The sequence below is a fragment of the Lentzea sp. NBRC 105346 genome, from assembly GCF_030269605.1.
GTDB lineage: Bacteria > Actinomycetota > Actinomycetes > Mycobacteriales > Pseudonocardiaceae > Lentzea.
Genome location: NZ_BSTQ01000001.1, coordinates 392,076 through 414,519, shown reverse-complemented (window position 1 = coordinate 414,519; position 22,444 = coordinate 392,076). Strand labels below are relative to the sequence as shown.

The following is a 22,444-nucleotide window of genomic DNA, read 5'->3' as shown; positions in this document are numbered from 1 at the left end:
GGACTCGAGCAGGATCAGCCTGGAGAGGTGATCAGTTCGCGGTACTTGTCGACCGCACCGGGGATCACTTCCAGCTGCGTCGCGGCGTACAGCTCGTCAAGGTGTCGTTTGTTGCTGCTCCCGACCGCCAGCCTGGTGCAGTGCGGCAGTTCGAACGCGAGCCTGAACGCCGCCTGTACCGACGTGGGGTCCTGTTCTGGTGCGAGGAATGCGGAGAGGTCGGTCGTAGTCCATGCCTCGTCGCTGGTACTCCCGGCGAAGGGACTCATTCCCCAGCGCCCGTCGGGCTTGATGTCGAACTCCGTCGCCAGGCGTTCAGCGGCGTTGAGCTGCTCGGCGTCCAGGGACAAGCCTGCCCGGACCATGAGCGTGCTCGGCCGCAGGCATGCCGTGCCCGCTTGCAGCGCCTCGATCAGCGGGCCGGGCTCCCAGGACGCAACACCCCACGCGGCGCAGAGCCCAACGTCTGCTGCTCGGTCCAACTCAGCGCAGGCATCGGCGAAGTAGTCGAATGCCTGCGCCGGATGGAGCGGCCGCAGGCTCTCCTCGGGGTTGTGCAGGAAGACCACCGCGGGCGGTACTCCGAGTTCGCAGACGGTCTTCTCGATCGCTTCCCGCAGATTCCACCGTCGGAGCGAGTGGTAGTTGCGGTTGCCGACCGGAAAGAACCCGACCTTCGTCGAGACGGCGAACTCGTGGATGAGGTCGCCGGCTGCCTTCGCCAGCGCGCGATGGCCTTCGAACGCTTGATAGTTGAACGCGGTGTCGACGTCGGTGATCCCGAGCGTCAGAGCATGCTCAAGCAGCTGGCGGCTGGGACGAGTCCGATGAAACCCGAGTGCAATGCGTCGGTCAGCTCTGCGCACAATCCCTCCTTCATCAGGGTCTCGGCGAGGGGGTTCGCGTCGTCGCCGGTGACGTCGGCGACCCGCTTGAGCGAGACGGGATAGCCGGAGAGCAGCAGCCTCACCGCGGCTTCGGCACGGCGAGCGAGGCGAAGCCGCTTGCCGACGGCGAGCACGGTGATCTCGTGGTCGCTCACCTCGATGTGCGGCCGGAATGGAGTCACGCAGACGACATCGGTCGCCGGGCCGAACAGTCCTGCGGTGTGGACGTAGCGCGGGGGTGGCTGTTCCTGCTCGCGTGCCGCGAGGTAGGCCGGGATGCTGAGGGAGTCGACGTGCCGCAGCATCGTGGCGTACAGGCCGTTGTGCTGGACGCCTTGGGCTTCCTTCGTGCCGAAGCGGTCGAGGTCCTGGCGGAACAGCCCGTCCGTGCGGGTGTTGTCCGCCAGCCAGCTCATCCAGTCCACGCCGGTGCGTTTCACGAAACCGAACGTGACGTGGAGGCTGAAGCCCTGGTCATCTCGGTCGGTTCGCGTGGCGGTGTGCCAGTAGCCGCGCGGGATGTGCATGACGTCGCCGGGCTGCATGGTGCCGGACCACACGATCTCCTCGCTCGGAGTCGAGTTCGGTGCGGCGTCCCGGTACATCGGCGCCTCGCGCGAAGCACCCCGCACCTCCCAGGACTTTTCGCCGGCGAGCTGCACCACGATCACGTCGTGGTCGTCCCAGTGCAGACCGAACCCGGCGGCGTCGGCCGTGGTGAGGTAGGTGTTGACCTGCACGAGTTCGTGGGACCACCACTGGAGTGCCCGGCAGGCGATCTCCATCGTGGGGTCGAAGGTGTCCATCGCGTCCACGACGAGCGTGCAGCCGGTGCGCATGAGGCGCGACAGGGTGTCCATGTTCGCCATCGGCAGGCTCTGGCCGCGCCGCGTGACGCTCGGCGTCAGGAACTGGTTCGGGCGCAGCTCCTCACCCTGCTGGAAGCAACGGAACTGCGGCGGTGCCAGGCTGCGGCGCATGGCGGTGTCCAGCAACCGCTGGGGTGTAAGCAATCGCGCGCACAGCGCGGGGTCGTTGAACGAGCCGCGGGCGAACCCCCGGCCCAACGGCGCCGCGCTGCCCCATCCCAGAGCCTTCTCGATCAACTCGACCAATCGGTGTTCCACGGGTCCTCCTCTGGATCGTGAGAACCGTTGGGGCACCACAAGGTCATGGTGCCCCAACGGCTTGAACGGACTTCAGAACCGAGCCAGCTGTCAGCTCGCGTTCTCGACCGGGATGTTCAGGCCGTCGCCGACGTAGCCATCACCACCCGCGTCCTCAGACGCGTCCGAGTGCGCAGCGTCCATCCGGCCGCGCACGACCGACAGGTTTTCCACCGCCAGCACAAGCGAACTCACACTCTCCATTTCCGTTACCTCCCCTCGTTGATTCGTTGTTCCAGGCCTATGCGGAGGAACCTTGTAGGCACCTCCTGGGAAGCGAGATCAGTTCGCGCGAAGGCCGCGTGCAAAAGGGGCCGAATTGACGGCCGTCCGCGCCTCGCGCTCAATTCACCTGACTAGCTGACACCTAGTCGAGGTTGGCGCGCCCGGCCCGTCGGTCGGCCCGGAGCTTCTCCAGGCGCTCGTCTAGGAGAACTTCGAGGTCCTCGATCGAGCGCCGCTCCAGCAGCATGTCCCAGTGCGTGCGCGGTGGCTTGACGACCTTGGGCGTCGACCGCACGGCAAGCCGCTGCGACTCGTGACCGTGGTTACGGCACTCCCAGGTGTCAGGCAGGTCGGCGTCGTGCGCGAACTGCATTTCGAACTCGTGTCCAGCCGGGCACTCGAATATCTCGACCCATCGGGGCGCCGAACCGGTACATTCCGGCTCGCCCGGCGTTTGGCTGGTCCCCCACGGCGCTCGTCCCGCAAACACTCGGGACATCAATCCCCCTTCGTCTTCGCCGTAGCGGCGGGCCGAAGCCCGCCGCCACGGCGACCCCTATCGCGATTCGTTGACTTGCTGCTTCACAGCCGAGATACCGGGAAAGTCGGCCGGAATCGCGTCCATCAGCACCTCGTCCGCGGGCTCGCCCAGCCAGTAGCCGGACTGCCGACGCATGCCGCTGTGGCTGAACCCTGCCTTCTCGTAGGCCTTGATTCCGGCGACGTTGGGGGCGAGCACCGTCAGGTAGACACAGCGCAGGTTCGTCACGTGGAAGGCGTAGTCCAACGTGTGTCGGGTCGCGGCGGTCCCGATGCCTCGGCCGCGGTTTTCTTCTCCGATGATGATGAAGAACTCGGCGGTCCGCTGCCGATGGTCGATCATCAGGGCGGTGGTGCCAACCGGGACCGGCTCGCCGCGGGACAGGTCGTAGACGGTGAACCGGGCCGAGTCCATCGTGTTCTTGAGCTGGATGGTGATCGCGGCCTTGCGCTCCTCCAGTGAGTCGGGGGTCTGTTGGCCGTAGCCGACACGCACGCGGGGTTCGTTCTCCCATCGCCAGTAGAGCTCGGCCAGTTCCGGGTCGAGAGGCCCGATGCCGACTGCGTCGTCGCGAAGCCAGATGATCGGCTTGGTGGTGGTGTCGCTGATGGTGATCGTCTCCCTTAGTTCCGTTCCGGGACGGTTCTCAGTGGTGTGTATCGAAGCGTTGACGGGGGCTCGGCGACAGGTTGTCCATTCACCTCCACCCAGGCGTGCAGCCGTATGGGATCTCCCGCCACACCGTGGCACCAGGTGGCTCGCTGCCTGATGAAACTCAATGCGAGCATGCCGGCGGCGGACCCTTCCAGGCAGGCCACCCGGCTGGGTACCAGCATCGCGACCCAACGCACAGCGTTCAGGACCTGGGTGGCGTCGTCGATCGTGGCCGAACCGCTGGTGCGACGAGCAGCCCAGCCCAGCAGACAGAGCAGTCGAGCCATCCTCGACCGCCGCCGACCGCAATGGAGAGCAACCAGTGCGAGTGCGAGGGCAAGCCCAGCGAGAAATAGGAAGCGATGTGGCGGCCGTGGCGGGTCGGTCCATCCGGCCTGCGCTTCCTGGGTGCCAAAACTCAGCGTCCAGGGCTGCCCGGTGGCCGGTGCCGCCCACGGTGCGGGCGTGTCCATGTCGATCAGTACCCCGGCCTGACGCAGCCGGTTACTCAACCGGGCCGCCGCTTGCGGGTCCAGACCGTTGAGCGTGGACGGATCACCAGTTGTGGCCACTTCCGCCCACCAGCGGGCCGATGGCCCGATCAATGTGTGTACGCCACCGGTTCGGTAGTTCACGATGACTGTGGCGGGGCCGAGGTCGCACGCTGCGACATGTCGTGGGGCGGTCAGGTAGCGGGTCACGAGGTGCCCCCGGCTTGGTGGGTGCTGGACCACACGATCGGCGCGGCCGAATGCAGCGATCGCAGCCACGCCTCGGTGCTGATGACCGTGTCGACCGATTGGAACGCGCCGGGCAGCCCAGCAGCAGCCGACGTCATCGCGTGGCGAAGTCGGGCAGGGTCCACGAGTCCCAGGACCGCGAGGTAGCCGTCCGCGAGGTCATGAAGCTGGGCGAGGTTGGTCCGCATCCCCTGGTAGAAGTCAGAGGTGAAGCTCCCCTTCGTCGTGCGCCTGGCGAGAGTGGGCGGGAACAGGTCTGCCATCGCGTTACGCAGCACGGGTTTGTACTCAGCAGGGCCAGGCCGGGCGTGGAGCGGAATCGACAAGTAGGCGTCGATGACGCGCGAGTCCAGGAACGGGTTGTGCATCGGAACACCGTGGTGTTCAGCAATCTGAGCGTCAGCCCGAGCGGTCCGGCCGACCGCGGCCATGACCTCAGCGATCAGCAACGGCGTGAACCCGACCTGTGGGACTGCGGCGGAGTGTGCGGCGATCCTGGTGACCAGGGAGGCCGCGAGTTCGCGTGACTCCTGTGTGGACCACGACGGTTGCGCGATTGCGGAGCACCAGGTGACGCCGGCGACGGTCGCACCGGCGTCGGCGGGTCGACCTGTGCGCCATGCACGAGCCAACGACCGCAGCGCGGCCGGGCGATCTGTTCGTGCGGTGCGGATGGAGTCGGCGAGCAACGGCCATACGGCGACGCGTCGCAGCCGAGCCCAGGCGATCGCTTCTCTCCACGCGCGGCGGAATTGGCGGCTGGCGACCAAGTCCGCCAGCATGATCGGTTCGGCCCTCAGCAGGCTGTCGCCGCCGTCTCCGGTCATGTGGCTGTCGGTGCCGAACCGGTCGCGCATCCAGTCGAGTTGAGCCGCGAATCGCGTGTAGGCGACGGTCGACGGGGCGGGTTCGTCGGCGACGGGCACGGTGTCGAGCGCACTGTAGGGAACGTGTTCCGGGCTGATCGGCATGTACTCGTGCGTGATGCCGAGGTGCCGGCCAGCTTCGCGGGCGTATCCGAGGTCGCCTTCGCAGCTGGCTTCGGGGGCGTGCACGGTTACCCCGGTGATTGTCCTGTCTGGACATAGCTGCTCGGCGGCGAGCAACGCGAGGGTGGTGGAGTCGAGCCCTCCAGACAGGTCCACGGTAGGCCTCTTCGCGTTCTGCACGCGCACCGCAGCGGCCATCGACAATTCAGCACGGAGCTGGGACGCCGGATCTCCCGAACGCTGCTGCGGGTGCCACACCGGCTCGACGTCCAGACAGCCCGTGTCCGACAGGACCGCGCGATGTCCGGGCGGCACGAGCGAGACGCCGGCGAACATGGATCGGTCGCGCGACAGGCAGGCGACGGCTGGTGCGAGCAGTTCGACGGCGAGCTGGTGGGTGTCGAGCTGGAGCCCTGTCAGTGCGGCCAGTGCGCGTGAGCTCGACGACCAGAACGTGCCGCCGTCGACGGCCAGGGTGTAGATCGGCCAGACGCCGCCGAGGTCCGTCCACACCGTCGTTGCCTCGTTCGTGACCTCGATGACGATGTAGGCACCGGGCCAGCGGCTGGCTACCTGATCCGGCACGCCGTGCGTGGCCAGCCGCAGGACATCGGCATCCGAGGCGCCGCACGAACCGACGACGGCGACGGTGCGCGTTGCCGTTCGAGCTGTCCGGAACTCCTGCTCTCGTGGTGATCCGGACAACCAGCAATCAGCGACGTGCGGCCACATCCTGCCGGAATGCTGCGGTTCCCGCCGCGACGGAGCGGGTCCGCGGAAGCCACCGAGCCAGAACATGGCGTACCTCCCCTCTGTTCTCCTTGAGGGCGTTGGTGCCCGACTGGGCAGCTCCGGGCACCAACGCGCCGCTGACTAGATCAGCCGACCTCGCGGCGCTTGTCCTCCTTGCCGCCTCCTGGGCCTCCCAGCGTCAGGTCCGCGACGTCGCCGAGATCGACCATCAGCGCCGGATCATCGTCCGGAGTCTTAACCATCTGAATCTGAGCTGACATTCCCATCCTCGATATCCTCTCTTCACGCCACAAGGTGTCGTCATTTCTTGGGCCGCCCTGCCGCTAGCTCCGCAACGACAGGGAGAATCGTGGCACTACTCGAAGTTCAGTAGCGCTTCCACAACATCCTCCAGCGTTCCGACTTGCTGAAAGAGCGCGGTCGACGGCTCGAAAGGTCGGTGCCAGTTCCTATCAGGTGGCACCAACAGGCCTGCTGCGTACTGCGGATCCCAGACAGCAAGGGTATCGATGCGACTTGGCGCAATTCGATACCACAAGAGCCCGTTGTCCTGGGCCGTTACGCTCGGCAGCGGCAACGCGGCAAACCTTGCAGCTCGAAGCCGACCAAATAGGCTATATACATCCACGAATACCCCCAGGAAGATCAACCCGAGTTACCGCAGGGCCGTCTGCGCACATGAGATGACCGTTGCAATGGCAGGAAGCACCGACACCCCGGACATCGGAGGGCAGATCCAGCGCAGTGTTTCCGAGTTGTGCGTCGGATCTGGCGGCAGCAAGAACAGTGAACCCGTACCGTAATGATTTACGCCGCGCAGAGACAGAATCCCCAGGTTTGTGATGCTCGGCGGCTGCGACTGACAGAAGAACGCCCAACGTAGGGTCTCTCCCTCAACCTCGAGCACCGCCGCGTCGAGCCTCAGCAGCTTCAGCGAGTTGTTGACCTGACCCGCGAGGGCTCGCGGCATCGCCACGATGTCCACGCGTTGACCGCCACGGAGGAAGACGTCCGCGCCTTGCGTCAGAACCGGCCAGCCGAGTCCGTTTTCGTACAGGTCGGCTGCGGCAGTCGGGGGGTGAGTCGCCACCGTGCCATGGCGAGGCAACTCACCCCCCGGCGAGGCCGATGAGGGCGCAGAGGGTGTGCAGCCCACGGCCTCAGTGAGCAGCACCGACCGCGTGCTCATCTGAGAGGAACAGGCAACGTGCCTGTCGTCGGTCTGCGTGGTCATTGGTCGAACTTCCTCGTGACTCGGTTGTTCAGGGAAGGCCGTCTCGTCCGACGCCCGATGCCTACGGAAGAGACTTCTCCCATGTGCGCTCAACAGGAACAGAGGCAAACCCGTAGATCAACACCCCTCAAGGCCGGAGGTCTGGCCCACAGGGGACCCAGAGGGTTACCCGGAGGATTGACCAAGATCAGTACTGCTTTGGTTCGAAACAGGGTTACTCTCGGAGATCGAGCGATTGCCGGAAGGACGTCGTGCCCAACGAACCGAACGACCTGCTGCGGACCGCCCGCGAATCGGCCGGGCTGACCCAGGGCCAGCTGGCCGAGTTGGCGAATGCGCAGGTCGAACGGGACACCGGCAAGCTAGGGGCGATGGACGACGACTACGTCGGCAAGCTGGAGCGCGGTGTTCACCGATGGCCGAACCGGCACTACCGGAGCGCCCTCCGCGCGACACTCCGTGTTTCATCCGATGCCGCGCTTGGCTTCTACAGCACTCGTCACCGTGCAGTTACCGTGGGAAGTAGCCCCCGGCAAGTGAACGGAGGGGACGAGGTGGAACGGAAAGCCTTCCTACGCGTACTGGCTGGCAGCGTGGCTGGCCTCGCCTTCTCAGACCCATTGAGCGTCTTCGCAGCGTCCGCAGCAGGCACAGCCGGCAGTCGCAGAGTCGGCCTGACCGACGTTGAACAAATCCGGCACGTGGCACGTATGTACGCCAACCAGGACCATCTGTTTGGCGGAGGCTTGGCTGCTCAAGCGGTCGTGACGCAGCTTTCAGCTTCAACAGAACTACTCGAAGGCCGGTTCGCCAAGGACACCACGCGAACCGCGTTGTTCTCGGCGGTAGCCGATCTCGCCGATACCGCCGCCGGAATGTGCTTCGACGCTGGGCTGCACCAGCAAGCCGAACGATGCTTCCGCTTCGCCGTGGGGTGCGCGACCGAAGCTGGTGACTGGGCGCTTCGAGCGAAGGCCCTTTCCGGTCTGTCGAACCTGGCGGTACACCAGGAGCGGCACGACGACGCGTTGAGCTACTCCGAGATGGCGCTCGTGCGAACCGATCGCTTGACACCTGTGGTGCGCGCGGTCATGCACACGCGGCACGCAAGGGCACTGGGCGCAATGGGCACTCCGCGGGAACGCGACTGCCTGGCCGCAGTGCATCGCGCCGAGGACTGCTTCGCAGATAGAGTCGTCGACGAGCCGGACTGGATCTCCTACTACAGCCAAGCTCGCCTTGAACGAGATGTCGGCCGAGCGCTGTTGGGCCTAGCCCTGAACGGAGGAGATCACCTTGAAGCGCAACGCCGGCTCAGTGCCGCCGTGCAGACCTTTCCAAAACAGCACTCGCGCGGAAAGGCGCTCGCCATCGTGAATCTAGCCGTCCTCACGATGGCACGCGACGATCCTGCCCACGCCTCGCAACTCGGTCATGACGCTGTCACGTCAGCGGGTCCCGTCCGGTCCGATCGAGTGCTCGAAGCGTTCCGCCAGCTCCGCAACCAGAGCCAAGCACACCACGATCTACCGGCAGTGCGCGACCTGGATCAGCGGATCAGCCAACTGCTGCAAACGCCAGGCCTGTAAGCGATGCACCAGGGACAGCAACGTAGTCCCTGGTGCATCGGCATTCACCCTCGGGCCGAGGCTCACACCACGCCATGGGCGCGCTACTGGGGGCGAGGTGCTGGCTGCCCTCGGCGCCGAGCATCCAGCTGCGGTTCAGATCCACTCGTCGGCATCGGACGGCTCGTATACCCCCAGTGGGCTGACATCAGGCCGTTCGATCCACCGCGCACGGACACCCACCGCGCGGCAGTCGCTGAGGAGGTTCGACAGCATCGGCATCGACGAGGTCGGCGCCGCCTCGAGGCCGCCGTGGTGTTCGTACATGGTCATCAGCGCGTGCTCGGCCTGGGCACGCCAGCTCTCCCATTGCGCGGCGTGTTGTGGCAGCAGGACCTCGGTGAGGTCTCGCGCGTCGTCTTCTGGCATGTGACCGGCCGTGCTGTTCGCCGAGCCGGCCGGGCGGATCCGGGCGAGTTCACGGGCTGCGGCGTCGGTGGAGAGCAGCGGGAGGGCCCTGCGCAGTGGAAGGTGGATGATCTTCGTGAGGCGCTCGCGCCGGGCTGCTTCGTATAGCGCGAGCGCTACCAGCATGACAACCGGCCGCGGAATGTCCTGCGGGGCCGGTTGCCCACCGGCGGCCGCCACCGCTTGCTGGTCTGCGCGGATCGTCAACACAGTAATTCCGAGCGCGAACTCGGCGACTCGCGTGAACGGCCACGTATGACTGGAGTCGTAGACGGTCGTGCCGATCTCCCACGCGCGCTGAGGTCCGAGGTGGCGTTGTCCGATGATCCCCTTGTTCAGCGCGTCCACAATGGCCGTCGATGCGTCCGGTTCCGGGACGTCACCGGCGTGATCGGAGCTCACGTTGTCCTTGCTCACGATCATGAGCATAGCCAGCACAATCACGAGGCAACCATTGTTCTCGTGAATCGCGGGGCAGCCATCGCAGAATCGTTCCGGCAGGCACGGCCGTGGTTGCGTACCTCGCCCCTGAGGCTGACCCGCGGGTTTGTTGCGATTACGGCACGGCCGGGCTGGTTGGCGCCACGGCGCCGAACGCTGGAGGCCGGCCCGGCGCCGCATCGCTAATGCGGTGATGGCCGCGCCACATTGGGGCACCACAGCGTGTCCTTCAGACCTGGCATCGTTCCGGCTCGGCATGGGACCCGCCCTTGCTTCGCGCATAGGGCAGCGAATCTGGCTCACTCTAGATGCGGGACTTGCGGAGGTGCTCGAGTACACGATGGTTGGCGTACCACCCGTCAACACCGGCAGCATCCTCGCCGAGCACGACTTCGTGATCGTCCGGGTATTCCTCGAGGAGTTGCTGCGCCCCTGCGCGGCCGATGACGATGCAGGCGTGGCGGTGCCGCGTCAGCATCACGCACATCCGGCCAGCCTCGAGATGGAAGCTGGAGGCATCGCGTCGACCGGCGAGTGGATGCCATACGGCCACGACGGCGAACTCTCTTCCCTGGATGGCGTTCGCGGTGTCCACGGTGATTCCGGGATCTATTCCTGCTTCGTTCATCGCCAGCCGGACGGCGGCGGCCTGGTCGTTGTGGGCGGTGACGACCGCGATGTCCTGTGTCCTTAGTGGACGTCCGTCGTGGTCTGCCGGTAGCTCGCTGACGATCGTTGCTCCACGCTCGAGGAGTCGTCCGGCGAGCCCGGCGAGTGTCGTAGCGATCTCGCTGTCTGCGCGCATCGTGTGTGCTTCAGGGAGTTCGACGTACGCCCACCCGGTGCGTGCGGCCTGGTTGAGGACTGCGTCCACGCGGCGGTCGCCGCGGCCGCCGCGGGTGTTCTCGCGGCCCAGCAGTAGTTGCCGGTCCTGGACGGAGGTGCCAGGGACGAATGGCACGTCCGGGTAGAAGGCGTCCTGCACGAGCCCTGCGGTGGACGGAGGTAGGCGCCACGACACGTGCATCTGGTGGAGCGGAAGGTCCGGATGGTTCCTACGCAGTACCTCCATGGCCGGTCGGGTGGGTCCGTATCCGCGTCCGTTCCAGCGATCGATCTTGAGTGTGGTGAACGGCGCAAGCTGCCCGGGATCGCCCACACACAGCATCCGTGGTGCGAGGTCCGGAAGGTAGGAGAAAGCGTCAGACCGCATCTGGTAGGACTCGTCGATGAGCAGCGCTGCGAACGCATGGCGCAGTGGTGCGCGGGGCGACATGGTCGATGGGTGAGCTTCGTGTGCCCACTTCTGAGTCGGCGCGACCATGATCTGCGCGTCCTGCAGCAGGTCGCTTCCGTTCGTGCCGGTGGTGAGGTGTCCGAGGCTGCGTGCCGCTGCCACACCGACCGCGGCGTTCATGCCCCCGTTGCTTCCGTGCAGACGCGCGATGCGGAGCTCCGGGTGCGCCTTGTGCAGCGCGAGCACGAGGTCGTCGGCTTGCTCGGTGGTCTGGGTGCCGACCGCGATCCGCTGCTCGGCGGTGGCGAGGGCTGCGGCGAGCGACCTGATCAGGGTCGACTTGCCGGCGCCAGGCGGGGCTTGGACCACTCCGGCGCCCTGCCGCTCGGGGAGCGCGGTGTAGATGCGCATTACGGCGTCGTGGTCGGCCTGTGCGACCTGCTGGTAGGACGGTCCGGTCACGCTGCGCCATCCCGGTTGTGTGGTTGGTGGGTCCAGGGCGTGTTGCCGAAGCTGTTGGGCTGCGGGTACGCGGTGCGGTCCAGTGCCGCGTACACGGTCGGCATTCCTGGCTGCGGGATGCGGGTTCCGCGGTTGTGGCCGTCCTGCAACGCGAGCAGCACGATCCATCCGTCGGCTGCCGAGGTGACCTGGCGCAGTTCGGCGACCACTAGGTCGGGGCCTTCCCACCACAGTCGGCTGTGGAGCGGGAGGATCGGCTTGTGCTGGCAGCGCATCGTGATGAGCGGGACCTGGGTGCGCCGGACGTTGCCTGGCTTGATCTCCTTGTGGGACAGATCCACGGACTCGACCACGCCGAGGACGGCCGTGCCGTCGGCGACCAGCTCGGCCATGATCAGCGGGTCGCTGTAGACGGTGTCGACGTGTAGCTGCTGCGCCCTGAGTTCGGCCTCGGCGCAGTCCGCGACGGCGCGATCGACTCTGGGGTGCACGGTGAATCGTGGTGGCTCGTCACCACCGCACCGGCTGGCGTGGTAGGCCCATGCCCGCTCGTCGTGCGACCATCGGCTGGCCGCTGGCGGGGATTCGGGCAGTTCCCGCAGCAGGCCGATCGCGCGGTGTGTGGCCTCGTAGGCCTGCAGGAGCGGCGGCAGGACGTGCGCTTCGATGTCCTTTTCCGCCTGGGCTTTCCGAGCTGGTGACGTCGCGCCGTTTCGGTACTGCACGAGCCTGATCAGATGCTTGTCCTCGTCGGGGTCGGTGTGCGGCCCGTAGGCGCTGGTCTCCGCCTTGTCGATGTCGGCCAAGCCCCTGGCTGGGTCGTTGTCGATCCAGGCCAGCGTGGCGGCGAGGTTCTCGTCCTCCAGTTCGGCTTGTCCGGTCACCCAGTGGGTGCTCAGCGCCTGGGTGGCCGGTACGACGACCGCCTGGCCGGGAAGGTCGGTGCGGTAATCGAGCCAGGTGAGGTGGGCGCCAGCCCACCTGGTCTCCGGCGAAACGCCGGTGGGTCCGTCCGCCTTGCGATAGCGCAGCGCGCGTCCGAGGGCGCGGCACAGTGCGCGCTGGGTGCCGGTGTTGGGCACGATGATCTGCGGAGCACCGGCGGGGGTGGTGGGAAAGCTCTTGCGGCTCTTGGGATTGGTCTCCCATTCGACCTCGAGGAATGGGGCAAGGTAGTCGCCGAGGACCTCCGCGAAGCGGTGGATCGCGGCGTATCGCTGGTCGCGGTTGCGCGGCTCGTACGCGACCGCGTGCGACGGGCTGTGCGGGTCGGTCCCCCAGACGAACGCCAGCGGGGCGAACGGCTCGCCGGCCAGCGTGTACATCGCGATGACGAGCGGGTTCTCGGCGAGGTACAGGTGCCGCTGGCTCGCGCGCGGTACCGCCCGCAGCTCGGTGGCCGCCCTGACTTGGCGCAGGACGTGGAGGATGTTCATGCGCGCCTCCGGTTGATCAAGTCGGTGGCGGCGCGTTCGGCGTCAGCGGCACGGCGCAGGGCGTCGGCGACACCGGGCCCGGCGGTGTCGTCCGGCCTGGCGGCGCTATTCGCGATCCGCACCGCCGCGGTGAACGTGGGTACTCCCGCGAGAGTGTCCCGTGCCGACCTGCCGAGCACCGCGGGAGACTGTTGGTCGCGGTGCTGCCGGTGGCAGAACTCGCCGAGGTCGCAGCGTGACCTGCACTCAGGCAGGTAGTTGGCGTCAATGCGCATCAGCGCGGCCGCCGTTGCCTGCGTCGCGTCTGCCCCGGAGTTGTGTGCGTCGGTCACGGGATCGAGCGTGAAGCCGACGGGCAGGCTCGCCAGGATCTCGTCGACCTTCTCCACCCGGCGCAGGGCGCGGGACAGATGGGCGACCAACCTGCGGACCGGGATCGGGTTGGCGGTCAGGTCGCTCAGCGACGTGTTGCGCGGCGTGACCAGCAACGGGCCGTCACTGACCATGCCGGGATCGCCGCCGAGCCGCGCGATGAGCTCTCTGGCCGCGAGGACGTACACGGCGAGCTGGCGGGCGGCGTCGGTGGTCTTGTCGGTGTCGGCCTGCCCGTCGACCACGGGGAAGCTCTTGATCTCGAGCAGGAGCAACCGGTCTTCGATGACCAGCGCGACGAGCGCGTCGGGCTCCAGGTACACGGTCACGCCCGCGACCGACAAGGTCAGCACTGGGTGGTCGATGATGGTGGGAGCGTCGGGACGGCGCTCGACGATGGCCTGAAGCAGGTGCTCGGTCCGACGGACCCGCAGCCGCAGCCGCGTGTCGGCGTCCATTCCGGACACACCGATGTCGTTGAGGTCCTCGATTCGCGAGGCTGACACCGGAAGATCGCACTCGGCGCGGAGCACGGCGAGGAGCTTGTCGTAGTTGGAACCGCGCTTGGCGAGCTCCTCGATCCGGTTGCCGGTCGAGATCGCGAACGGTGACTGGCCGAACTTCGGCGGCACGCCCGCCTTGCGGGACAGCTCCCGCGGGTCGGTCCGGCTGAGCTCGACGACCTGGCGCCGGACACAGCCGGGGTTGTCGAGCAGGCCGGCGATCTGTCGTGCGCCGGGGCGGCGCTTCTCGTGGTCTCCGCGGATCCTGGCCAGGCGCGGATCCTCCTTGGGGGCTCGCGGGTCGCGCGTCATCACTGGCCGCCCGCGATCCCGAGCGCGGCACCGAACAGGCGGTGTTGCGTGTCGAGTGCGCCCAGGCGCGCGGCGGCTTCGTCGCGCTCGCGACGGTCCTGCGCCTCAATCATCTGGAGCTCTTCGGTGGCCGCAGCACGGGCGAGCGTGAGGTCGAGCCCGGCCCGATCGATGCCGGGCAGGCTCGCCCCGTAGCGCCAGAGCAGAGCCTCGAGGCGTTCGCTGCGCTGCTGGTGTTCGTCGCGCAGCACGTGCGCTTGGGTGGCTTGCTCGTGCAGGGTGTCGAGCAGGTTGAGGATGGTGAGCAGGACCCGCAGGTTGTCGACCCTGGTCGACAGCGGGCCGACGATCCGCAGCCAGTCGGGCCACGTTGACAGGGCGAACATGCCACGCGCCGGCGCGAGCCGAGGCGTGAGTGCCGGTACGACCAGGACCGATCGTTGACTGCTCTTGGCCTGCAGGGCGCGCAGTTCGTCGCGGCGCAGACTCGCCATGACACGCGGGTTGAGGTCGGAGCCGAAGCGGGCCTGGTGGAAGCCGGCGACGAGTTGCGGGGAGGCGGGCACACCGAGTTCGGTGAGGGCGTCGATGACCTGCTGGCGCGCCGACACCGCCGCGGCGGCGGGCTTTCCGCCACCGGCTTTGGTAACTGCCCGGTTGACCTTGCCCAAGGCGCTCTTGAGCTGGGCGGCGGAGTCCTCGTCCAGCTCGGTTCCGGCCTCGGCGACCTGTGCGGCGAGGCTCTCCAGCTGCTTCAGGAGCTCGGCGACATCCCGGCGTCCTGCGTTCTCCTGCATGCCGCAGATAGTGCCCGTGTTTGCCAGACATGTCCAGACTTCGGTGATACGGCCCCGAAATTGTCGGTGGGTACCTCTACGGTGCGTGCCATGTTCACTACAACCCGTGCCACCGCAGGCTGGGTGCACACGTGCACACGCACGCCCAAGGTCCGTATTCGCAGTTCAGAAGGGCGTCATGGCGCCGAGTGGCCAGTCCAGGGCAGCCCGTACATCGCTCGAATCAGTCGTCGTCGGCCGCCTGCCAGCATGCCGGACGTGCCCCGTCGCCGGGTCGTGAAGGCAGCGGGGTGCGTCACCCGATCAGGGGGTCTTTCCTGTGAGTGCGGCCGCTGCTCGCCGGGGCGCCTGCGCGGGGTGTCCCTCGCGTCGCGGCCAGCTGAGGCGGGTCGCCGACCGTGATCCATTCGAATGTGTCGCCGGACGCCGACGATCTCAGCGGTGCCGGCTCTCTGCAGGAGACGTTCCCGTCCTCAGAGATCACCAACACCACCAGCGACTACCTGATCGTCACGCTGCTGGCGACCGGGCTGGCCGCGATCAAGGCGAACCAGGTTCAGCGCGACGCCGACCGCGGCGTGATCAGCACCCGCCGACTGTCGCGCTCTGACCTGCTCCCAGCGCCATGGCGGGCGGGATTCGCGCGCTTGTGGTGGCGTTTTCAACAGGCCGGACTCACGGCACCCGAAGACGACCTGACGCTGTTCGAGCTGTGCCGCACGCCGTTCGTCGAGTGGGATGTGCAACTCGAGCTGTCCGCCACCGACCGCGAGGCGAGCCTGCTGGACGGCGACGAGCTCAGCGAGCTGGCACGTGAGGCCGCGAAGCTCGGCGTCCGCGACGTCGAAGCCGATTTCGTCGAGGAGCAGAGCTTCGCGGTGCTCAAGGCAGTGGCCGCGATGAACGCGACCACCGATGATCAGGTGCAGGCCAACTACGAGCTGCTGCGCCGGTTCCTGATCGATCACACGGTGATCTCCGACAAGCAGGTGCGCGAGTTGATGCGCCGATTCCCGGCGCCGGGAGCCAACGGCCAGCCGTACGTGCAGTCGTTGATCGACACCGCCTACGAGCGCCACCACTCCCCCACCCCGACGGTGACCGTGCGCTGCTGCGACGGCTGCGGCAATCCGCTGCCCGTCGACGGCGCGCGGTGCGGCACCGCCGGCTGCGCGGGCGCCCCGGCGACGCGCGAGCTGCGGGTCTTCGACGCCTACTTCGCGCAGCACCGCGGCGTGCGCCGCTACATCCACGACGCCGGTCTGCTCGAGGTGCGGCTGCACGACACGCTGCGCGCCGCCCTGCCCGAGCACGTCGTGTTCCTGCAGCCGTGGCCGGGTCGGGACGCCTTCGACCTGCTCGTCGCGTTTCTCGACCCCGCCGATCCCGACCCGCGGCGGCCGGTCGAGGTGTGGGGCGCGGACGGCAAGGACCACGCCAGCCCGAGCCTGCTCGCGATCGGGTTCCGGTGGAAGCACCACCCGCGGTGCGACCGGCGGTTTCTGGTCCTGCCCATGCACCGGGCCCGGCAACTCGGCTACGTCCGTGATCTGGAGACCGAACTGGAGGGCCGCGACCGCGGCGTGAAGGTGATCAACGAGGAGGAGTTCGTGCGCTTGGTCATCGCCCGCGCACAGCAGATCGGCGGCGGCGCATGAGGGACACGTCCAGCTGGTACGGCAAGATCGCCACCGAGCTCCGCGACACTGGGCTGCTGCCCGAGGACATCACGCCGAAGGAGTTCTTCTCCGTCGAACTCGGTTTGTTCTTCCTCGACGAGCACTACCCGGACGAGCCGATCGGCGCTCTGTGGCCGCTGCTGTCGGGCTACGTCGCCTGCACACCGGGCCTGGAGCCCGTGCTGCGCAGGCTGCGGATCTTGATGGGCGACACCGGCCGCAGCAACTTCTTCCCGCTATGCCTGGACAAGTACCAGCGCGCACCCGAGCGGATCCGCGGGTTCGAGCGCACCGACGATCCGGTCCGGCGAGTCACCGACACCAGCGCGTTCCGCCGCCAGGACGTGAGCCTGTGCCGGGACCGATGGGACGCCTACCGCGACGCGCTCGCCGAACCGGTGCCGTACGCGGCCGTGGTGACGCGGGATCCCGCCGAGCCCGGCCACAGCTACACCTTCGTGCGGCGCGACGGCCGCACGGAGACGGTGACGATCCCCGACATCGACGCCCCTCCCCCACCCGCGCCGCTGGTCGCGGCCGGCTCCCGTGTGCGGCAGGCGACCCGGATCGACCGCGACGAGCTCCGCGCGACCGCGGTGTGGATCGACGAGACACTCGCCTCGACGCCAGGCGCACCCCGGGACGGCAACTACACCCACCGGTGGGACACCAAGATCACCGACTGTGTGTTCGAGCCCGGCAGCGCCGAGCTGGTCACCAAGCCCCCACAGATCCTGCTGGACGGCGTGACCCACGAGGTCGGCCTGATGAACAGCGGCAAGTCCACCAAGGCGCTCATCCTCACCGTCAACCGCGTCCACGCCGGATGGCACGTCACGCTGGTGCTGGAGTCGGTGATGAAGACCTACGAGATGGTGTCGCTGCTGCGGCACCTCGGCATCAACGCGGTGCCGCTGGTCGGACGATCAGGACGGTCCCATCACGCGGGCACCTACTGGCAGTCCACGCTGTCCACCTCACCGACCACCTTCCCCGCCGCGCCGGACCCGGCGGCGGCGTTCGTCAACTCAGTCTGCTTGCTCGACCCGCACCGGCAGGTCGTCGATCCGGACTACGCGCCGCTCGAGCCGGAGGACTTCCCCTGCCGGTCGCGCCTGCGCCCGGCAGCCGAGGACCGGGCGGACAAGCCCGCGGACTGTCCGCTGATCTCGGTGTGCCCGCACCAGCTCGCCGAACGCAACATCGCCGACGCCCAGGTCTGGGTCACCACCCCGCAGGGGTTGTTGCGCAGCAAGGCGTCCCCGGCAACGGAGAACATGCGGTGGCTGGAAGCCTGCCAGCACCACACCGATTTGATCATCGTCGACGAGGCCGACCGCGTCCAGAAGATCTTCGACGACCACTTCGTGCAGACCGAGCTGCTCGTCGCAGCCGACCGCGGCTGGGCCGACAACACCCTGATCCGCTCGCTGCAGGGCCTCAACCGCCAGGACCGGCTTCCCATGCGGCACAAGGAAGTCCGGCGGTTCTGCAGGCTCGGTCGCGAACTGCTGGAGGCGGTCGACGAGCTGTACAGCCTGCTGGTCAGCGACGAGGACGCCGGGCACGAGCGGCTGCGCGCGACGCTGGACAAGAACCCGTTCACCGGCTACAGCCTGCTGCGGCGGCTGACCTGGGCGCTGTACGGCCTGCCTTACGGCGAAAGCGTGGAGGCAAAGCAGGAGCAGGCCGCCGAGGACTTCTTCCGCGACCACCTGGAAGACCTCGCGCTGCGTCCGCTCGACCGCCCCGCCGAGGATCTGACGGCGGTCACCGAGGCCGTCATCGGCCGCTACCGGGGCAGCGACGACCTCGACGCCCTGGACGCCTGGCTGTTGGACAACGCGCCGCCGGACAACCAACCGGCGGTGAAGAACGATCTCGGCCATCTGCGGCTGCTGTTCCAGTCCGCGCTGTGGAGCAGCCGCATCACCACCCTGTTCCTGCAGATGTCCAACCTCTACCCTGCGGTCGCCGACCTGCTGGACCTGCCGGACGCGGAGAGCTTCTGGAAGGACCAGCCACCGGCCGACTATCAGCCACTCGTGCCCGAGGCCCTGATGGGCAACCTGATGGCGTTGCAGTGGACCCGCAAGCGCACCGGCCTCACCGGTGACCTGCGCCTGATGTGGGTCCGGGGCGTCGGACGCTGGCTCATTCACCACCTGCACGATCTGCTGGAACCCGAAGGCATCCAGGGCCCGCACGTGCTGCTCACCTCAGCCACCAGCTGGATGCGGGACTCCTCGCTGTACAACATCGACATCCGGCCCACCAGCGTGCTGCGGGAACCGGAGGAGGACAGGGTCGCGCTGCGACGCTCCACGATGGAGTACCTGCCGGCGCACGACGCCGCAGGCAGGCCGGTGTTCGTGTCCGGCCGCCTCGGAGACGACCGCGAGGAAGCACTGCGCCGAGTCACCGCGCACCTGCTGCGGGAGCGTCCCGGGCAGGCGCCGCTGCTCGACCAGATCCGCCAGGGCCTGGACCCCAACCGCCAGCAGGTGCTGTTCACCACGCTCAGCGGCGATGACGCCGAGTCCTCCGCCTTGTACGCCAACCGCCACACCAACTACACGGCGCGACATGTGATCCCCAACGACCTGCAGCCGGGCGAGTACGGGTTGCACCTGCGGCAGGTGCACACCTTCGGCGAGCTGGACATCGACGTGCTGACCGCAGCAGAACTCGCGATCCAGCGAGGGCACAACATCCTCAACGCCGACCGCATCGCCGCACTGGGCGCGTTGTTCTATCTCGCCCGGCCCCACCCACCGGCATCCGACCTGTCGTTCCCCCTGTCGCTGGTCAACCGCGACGCGATGCGCGCCTTGTTGGCCCCGGTCGCCGATCCGGAGTCGGTGGCACGCGCCGGACGGGAACTTCGCCACGTGCTGCGCCGCCACTGGCACGAGCTGCTCGGCGAACAGGTCATCTTCCGGCGGCTGCGTGGTCACGCCCACCGGGCCTTCGTCGCCAACGCGTTCGCCTCGATCTACCAGACCATGGGACGCACCATCCGCGGCGGCACCACCACCCAGGTGTACTTCTGCGACGCGGCGTTCTCACCCCGCAACGCCGAGCGCGGCGCCACCGCCCGCGACACCGTCCACACCAGCCTGCTCGTCGCCATCGCCGCGCAACTGGAGGAGATGCTCACCGATCCCGCGCCCGACGCGCCGCTGACGCGGCAGCGTGACCACGTCATCGACACCACTCTCTACGAACTGGCCCACCACCTGTTCTGCAGCATCAGGTGGCCCGACAACAGGCGGAACCCGTGACCCCCACCACCCCGCAGCCCGACAACAACGACGACGACAAGACCTCGATCACCTTCACTGCCATGGAGTTCTGTGCACCCGGCCCGGTGCTGCGGCTGCGCACGGCACCGTTCCCGGCCCGGTGGCTGCGGATCCTGCGTGAGCAGTGGTACGCCGATCCAGCACGCCGCAACAGGAAGCTGCCGACCTACTCGCTGATCGAGATGGTGTCCAGTTTGGACGCCGACATTCTCGCCATCGGACGTGACCTCGAGGCGCCGCGGTGGATCTGCGCGCACCACGACGTCGACGACGACGTGCTGCTGGCCGCGGTCGCGGCCTGGGCGGCGACCGCGATCACCCCCAAGCAGCCCGGCTTGGACTGGGAAGCCCTGCTCGCCGGCACTCCGCTGGAGTGGGACAACGACGACATCACGCTCGCCGAGTGGGACACCCATCGCAACGGCACGGCCAAACTCGCCGCCCACACCTACCAGCTGCTGCCCGCCTACCTCGCTGGGCTCGTCGTCGACCACGGGCTGACCATCCAGGGCAAGCACCGCACGTTCGTCCTCGGGCCGCTGGACTCCAACGGCGAGCGCAGCGCGGTGTCCTGGCCGCCGGAGCGGATGCCGGACAAGGCCACCGGCGACGCCCTGTGGTCCTACAAGATCACCTTCCAGGTCGAGACGATCCCCGGCCACCCGGTCCCTCGTATTCACGCCGAGCTCAGCGTGGTCCGCTTCGCCTATCTTCCGGTGCGCTACGTACCGGGCAAACCCAAGCGGGTCACACTGTGGATGCACGCCGGGACCGGGTTCCTGCGGTCGCGGGAGCGCCCGACACTGCTGGCGGCGACCGCGATGCGCCGCCACGTCGACGGCCAGTGGCGCTGGGCGTGGGACGCCGGGTTGTCGCGGGCACTGGCGCACCTGACGACGCGGACGTTCCCAGACACCGACCACGTGCTGGCCGACCCGGCCCGGTACGAAGATCCGCGCGACAAGCGTCGCGAGCAGGACCCGATCACGACGCTGGTGCTGTACCGCACCGGCATGAAGATGCAGCGGCCCGAGCCGGACACGCCCGCCAAAGACGGCGAAGACAAGCGGAAGTCCAAGACCGTCACGCACGCCGCCGGGGTCGGCTTCCAGCCCATCGACCACATGGACGTCCACGAGCAACTCGAGACGCTGCTCGCCCCGACCGGGCTGCGCACCACACCCACACTGGCGCGCGCCACCAGCAAGACGGTCACCCGGCGACTCCCCCGCCACCAGCCGCCCGATCAGGACTACCGTCTCGAGCTGTGGCACCAGCCCGGCGCCACCCAGCAGGGCATCCTGACCGCCCTCACTCACCCGTACGGACTCGGCCTCACCCCCGTGCCGAGCGAGGACGAGAACACGCTGCGGTTCACCGGTGACTACACCCTGACGGTCACCAGCCACACGGTCGGAGCTCTGGCCTCCGGTATCCGGGCCCCGCAACCCAGCGACGACGATCCCCGCAGCGAGGCGGCGGTCCGTGCCGCCCGCGAGGAACGCCTCGGCGACATCCTCGACACCCTGCCCGCGCGCTCGCAGAGGGTCGCGGCGATCGTCGAGATCGACGAGCCGGTCATGTTCGCCCGGCTCAACCAGCACGACCCGTATCCGACCATCAAGACCGGGTACGCCAAGGCCGGCCGGCTTCCGCAATGCCTGCATCCGATCCAGGCGCAGCCACCAGCCGCCGACGACGAGCAGGCACGCAAGCTCGCGGACGGAACGTCGTTCCTCAAGGGAGACGTCAAACGCGCCGCGGCGGCGGTCCTGGACAGCCTCCGCCAGGTCGGCCGCAGCACGATGCTGCCCCCGCCTCCCGGCATCGCCGGTCCGTGCGAGCTGACCGGGGTGTGGCTCGAACGACACGCCGGGCTGTGGGTCCCGATGATCGTGCGTGCCACCACGACCGGTGAGATCCGGGCCCAGCTGGTCGACGTCGGCGACATTCCCTATGCCGATCTGCCGGCCGCGCTGGTGGCCGGGCACGGCCGCCTGGACAGGGACTACGCCACGAGCTGCGAGCAACTGGCACAGTTCCTCGTCGGCGCCATCAATCCCCGCGCCACACACGACCGGATCGTCCTGGTGCGCTCGGCCAACCTACGCAACCGCGGCTGGGGGTGGCTGCAGGACCAGCACATCGCCCGCGACGAGCTGCTGCTGCCCGGCGTCGACCCGGCCGACGCCACCGCCATCCCGTTCAAGCCTGGGGACCTGCCGGGCCTGCGGATCGTTCGACTGCGCGAACGCACCACCGGCAGCGAGGTTCCGCGCGCGTTCGTGTCGTACATGGAGACCGTGGTCAGCGAGACCGACGGGGATGCCGAATCGGTCGAGGTCCGCAAGCTCGCCCGGATCAGCGGCGTTTTCCCGTTCAGCGACTGGGTGTTCTACGGCATCGCGCCGCGATCCGACCAGGCCCAGACGCCGATCAACCTGACCAAGCTGGATCCGGGCAAGCCACGCAACGCCACCAAGGCCGGCTGGAACCCCAACCCGCTGGAGATCATCCCCGCGTTCCTCCAGCCGCACGACGAGCCGCTGCACATCGCCGAGTACGTGCAACTGCTGCGGCGAGCGCACCTGCACACCACCATCGCGACCCAGATGCCGTTGCCGCTGCACCAGGCCGGCCTCGCCGACGAGTACCTGCTCTGAGCGATCTCCACA

The 22,444-nt window shown here is 67.9% G+C and carries 18 protein-coding genes; 4 read left to right on the top strand and 14 right to left on the bottom strand.

All coding sequences use genetic code 11. The annotated features are described in order from the left end of the window. Positions 1–14: 14 nt before the first annotated feature. The 9 genes from QSK35_RS01395 to QSK35_RS01355 form a co-directional block, all read right to left on the bottom strand. The gene (locus tag QSK35_RS01395; RefSeq protein WP_285741399.1) at positions 15–866 is read right to left on the bottom strand and encodes an aldo/keto reductase; all 852 of its coding nucleotides are present in this window, start codon (positions 864–866) and stop codon (positions 15–17) included. Next, on the bottom strand, positions 788–2,014 hold the full coding sequence (locus QSK35_RS01390; protein ID WP_285741397.1) for a JmjC domain-containing protein: 1,227 nt from the start codon (positions 2,012–2,014) through the stop codon (positions 788–790). The genes QSK35_RS01395 and QSK35_RS01390 overlap by 79 nt, the downstream gene beginning before the upstream one ends. 90 nt (positions 2,015–2,104) lie before the next feature. After that, positions 2,105–2,248: a hypothetical protein gene (locus QSK35_RS01385; protein ID WP_285742516.1), complete on the bottom strand. Its 144-nt coding sequence runs from the start codon at positions 2,246–2,248 to the stop codon at positions 2,105–2,107. A gap of 172 nt (positions 2,249–2,420) precedes the next feature. Continuing rightward, complete coding sequence (locus tag QSK35_RS01380) at positions 2,421–2,777, bottom strand: RNA polymerase-binding protein RbpA (RefSeq protein ID WP_285741395.1); 357 nt, start codon at positions 2,775–2,777, stop codon at positions 2,421–2,423. Positions 2,778–2,834: 57 nt separating this feature from the next. Further along, positions 2,835–3,374 carry a GNAT family N-acetyltransferase gene (locus QSK35_RS01375; RefSeq protein WP_285742436.1) on the bottom strand — a complete coding sequence of 180 codons (540 nt, stop codon included), beginning with the start codon at positions 3,372–3,374 and terminating at the stop codon, positions 2,835–2,837. Between the two features lie 68 nt (positions 3,375–3,442). After that, positions 3,443–4,174, bottom strand: coding sequence for a lasso peptide biosynthesis B2 protein (locus tag QSK35_RS01370; RefSeq protein ID WP_285741394.1), 732 nt, complete (start codon positions 4,172–4,174; stop codon positions 3,443–3,445). Further along, on the bottom strand, positions 4,171–6,000 hold the full coding sequence (locus tag QSK35_RS01365) for an albusnodin/ikarugamycin family macrolactam cyclase (RefSeq protein WP_285741392.1): 1,830 nt from the start codon (positions 5,998–6,000) through the stop codon (positions 4,171–4,173). The genes QSK35_RS01370 and QSK35_RS01365 overlap by 4 nt, the downstream gene beginning before the upstream one ends. Positions 6,001–6,080: 80 nt before the next feature. After that, positions 6,081–6,215, bottom strand: coding sequence for an albusnodin family lasso peptide (locus QSK35_RS01360; protein WP_285741390.1), 135 nt, complete (start codon positions 6,213–6,215; stop codon positions 6,081–6,083). Positions 6,216–6,610: 395 nt separating this feature from the next. After that, a complete protein-coding gene (locus QSK35_RS01355; protein WP_285741388.1) occupies positions 6,611–7,189 on the bottom strand; it encodes a hypothetical protein in 579 nt (192 codons plus the stop codon). A 251-nt stretch (positions 7,190–7,440) separates the two neighbouring features. On the opposite strand from QSK35_RS01355, the gene QSK35_RS01350 reads away from it, so the two are divergent. Further along, complete coding sequence (locus QSK35_RS01350; RefSeq protein ID WP_285741386.1) at positions 7,441–8,778, top strand: helix-turn-helix domain-containing protein; 1,338 nt, start codon at positions 7,441–7,443, stop codon at positions 8,776–8,778. Positions 8,779–8,913: 135 nt separating this feature from the next. Here QSK35_RS01350 and QSK35_RS01345 read toward each other — a convergent pair whose 3' ends face one another. From QSK35_RS01345 to QSK35_RS01325, 5 genes are all read right to left on the bottom strand, one after another. Continuing rightward, positions 8,914–9,642 (bottom strand): hypothetical protein, encoded by a 729-nt coding sequence (locus QSK35_RS01345; protein WP_285741384.1) that lies wholly within the window; start codon positions 9,640–9,642, stop codon positions 8,914–8,916. A gap of 328 nt (positions 9,643–9,970) precedes the next feature. Continuing rightward, positions 9,971–11,365: an AAA domain-containing protein gene (locus QSK35_RS01340; protein ID WP_285741382.1), complete on the bottom strand. Its 1,395-nt coding sequence runs from the start codon at positions 11,363–11,365 to the stop codon at positions 9,971–9,973. After that, a complete protein-coding gene (locus QSK35_RS01335; protein WP_285741380.1) occupies positions 11,362–12,801 on the bottom strand; it encodes a BAR domain-containing protein in 1,440 nt (479 codons plus the stop codon). Before QSK35_RS01335 ends, QSK35_RS01340 begins: the two co-directional genes overlap by 4 nt. After that, on the bottom strand, positions 12,798–13,988 hold the full coding sequence (locus QSK35_RS01330; RefSeq protein WP_285741378.1) for a hypothetical protein: 1,191 nt from the start codon (positions 13,986–13,988) through the stop codon (positions 12,798–12,800). Before QSK35_RS01330 ends, QSK35_RS01335 begins: the two co-directional genes overlap by 4 nt. Beyond that, positions 13,988–14,785 carry a hypothetical protein gene (locus QSK35_RS01325; protein ID WP_285741376.1) on the bottom strand — a complete coding sequence of 266 codons (798 nt, stop codon included), beginning with the start codon at positions 14,783–14,785 and terminating at the stop codon, positions 13,988–13,990. Before QSK35_RS01325 ends, QSK35_RS01330 begins: the two co-directional genes overlap by 1 nt. Positions 14,786–15,183: 398 nt before the next feature. On the opposite strand from QSK35_RS01325, the gene QSK35_RS01320 reads away from it, so the two are divergent. The 3 genes from QSK35_RS01320 to QSK35_RS01310 are packed head-to-tail and all read left to right on the top strand — an operon-like array spanning position 15,184 to position 22,432. Further along, positions 15,184–16,443 (top strand): restriction endonuclease-related protein, encoded by a 1,260-nt coding sequence (locus QSK35_RS01320; RefSeq protein ID WP_285741375.1) that lies wholly within the window; start codon positions 15,184–15,186, stop codon positions 16,441–16,443. Next, positions 16,440–19,748 (top strand): pPIWI_RE_Z domain-containing protein, encoded by a 3,309-nt coding sequence (locus QSK35_RS01315; protein WP_285741373.1) that lies wholly within the window; start codon positions 16,440–16,442, stop codon positions 19,746–19,748. Before QSK35_RS01320 ends, QSK35_RS01315 begins: the two co-directional genes overlap by 4 nt. Continuing rightward, entirely contained in the window at positions 19,745–22,432 is a 2,688-nt protein-coding gene (locus tag QSK35_RS01310; protein ID WP_285741371.1) for a pPIWI_RE module domain-containing protein, read from the top strand. Before QSK35_RS01315 ends, QSK35_RS01310 begins: the two co-directional genes overlap by 4 nt. The last annotated feature ends 12 nt before the right edge of the window (positions 22,433–22,444 follow it).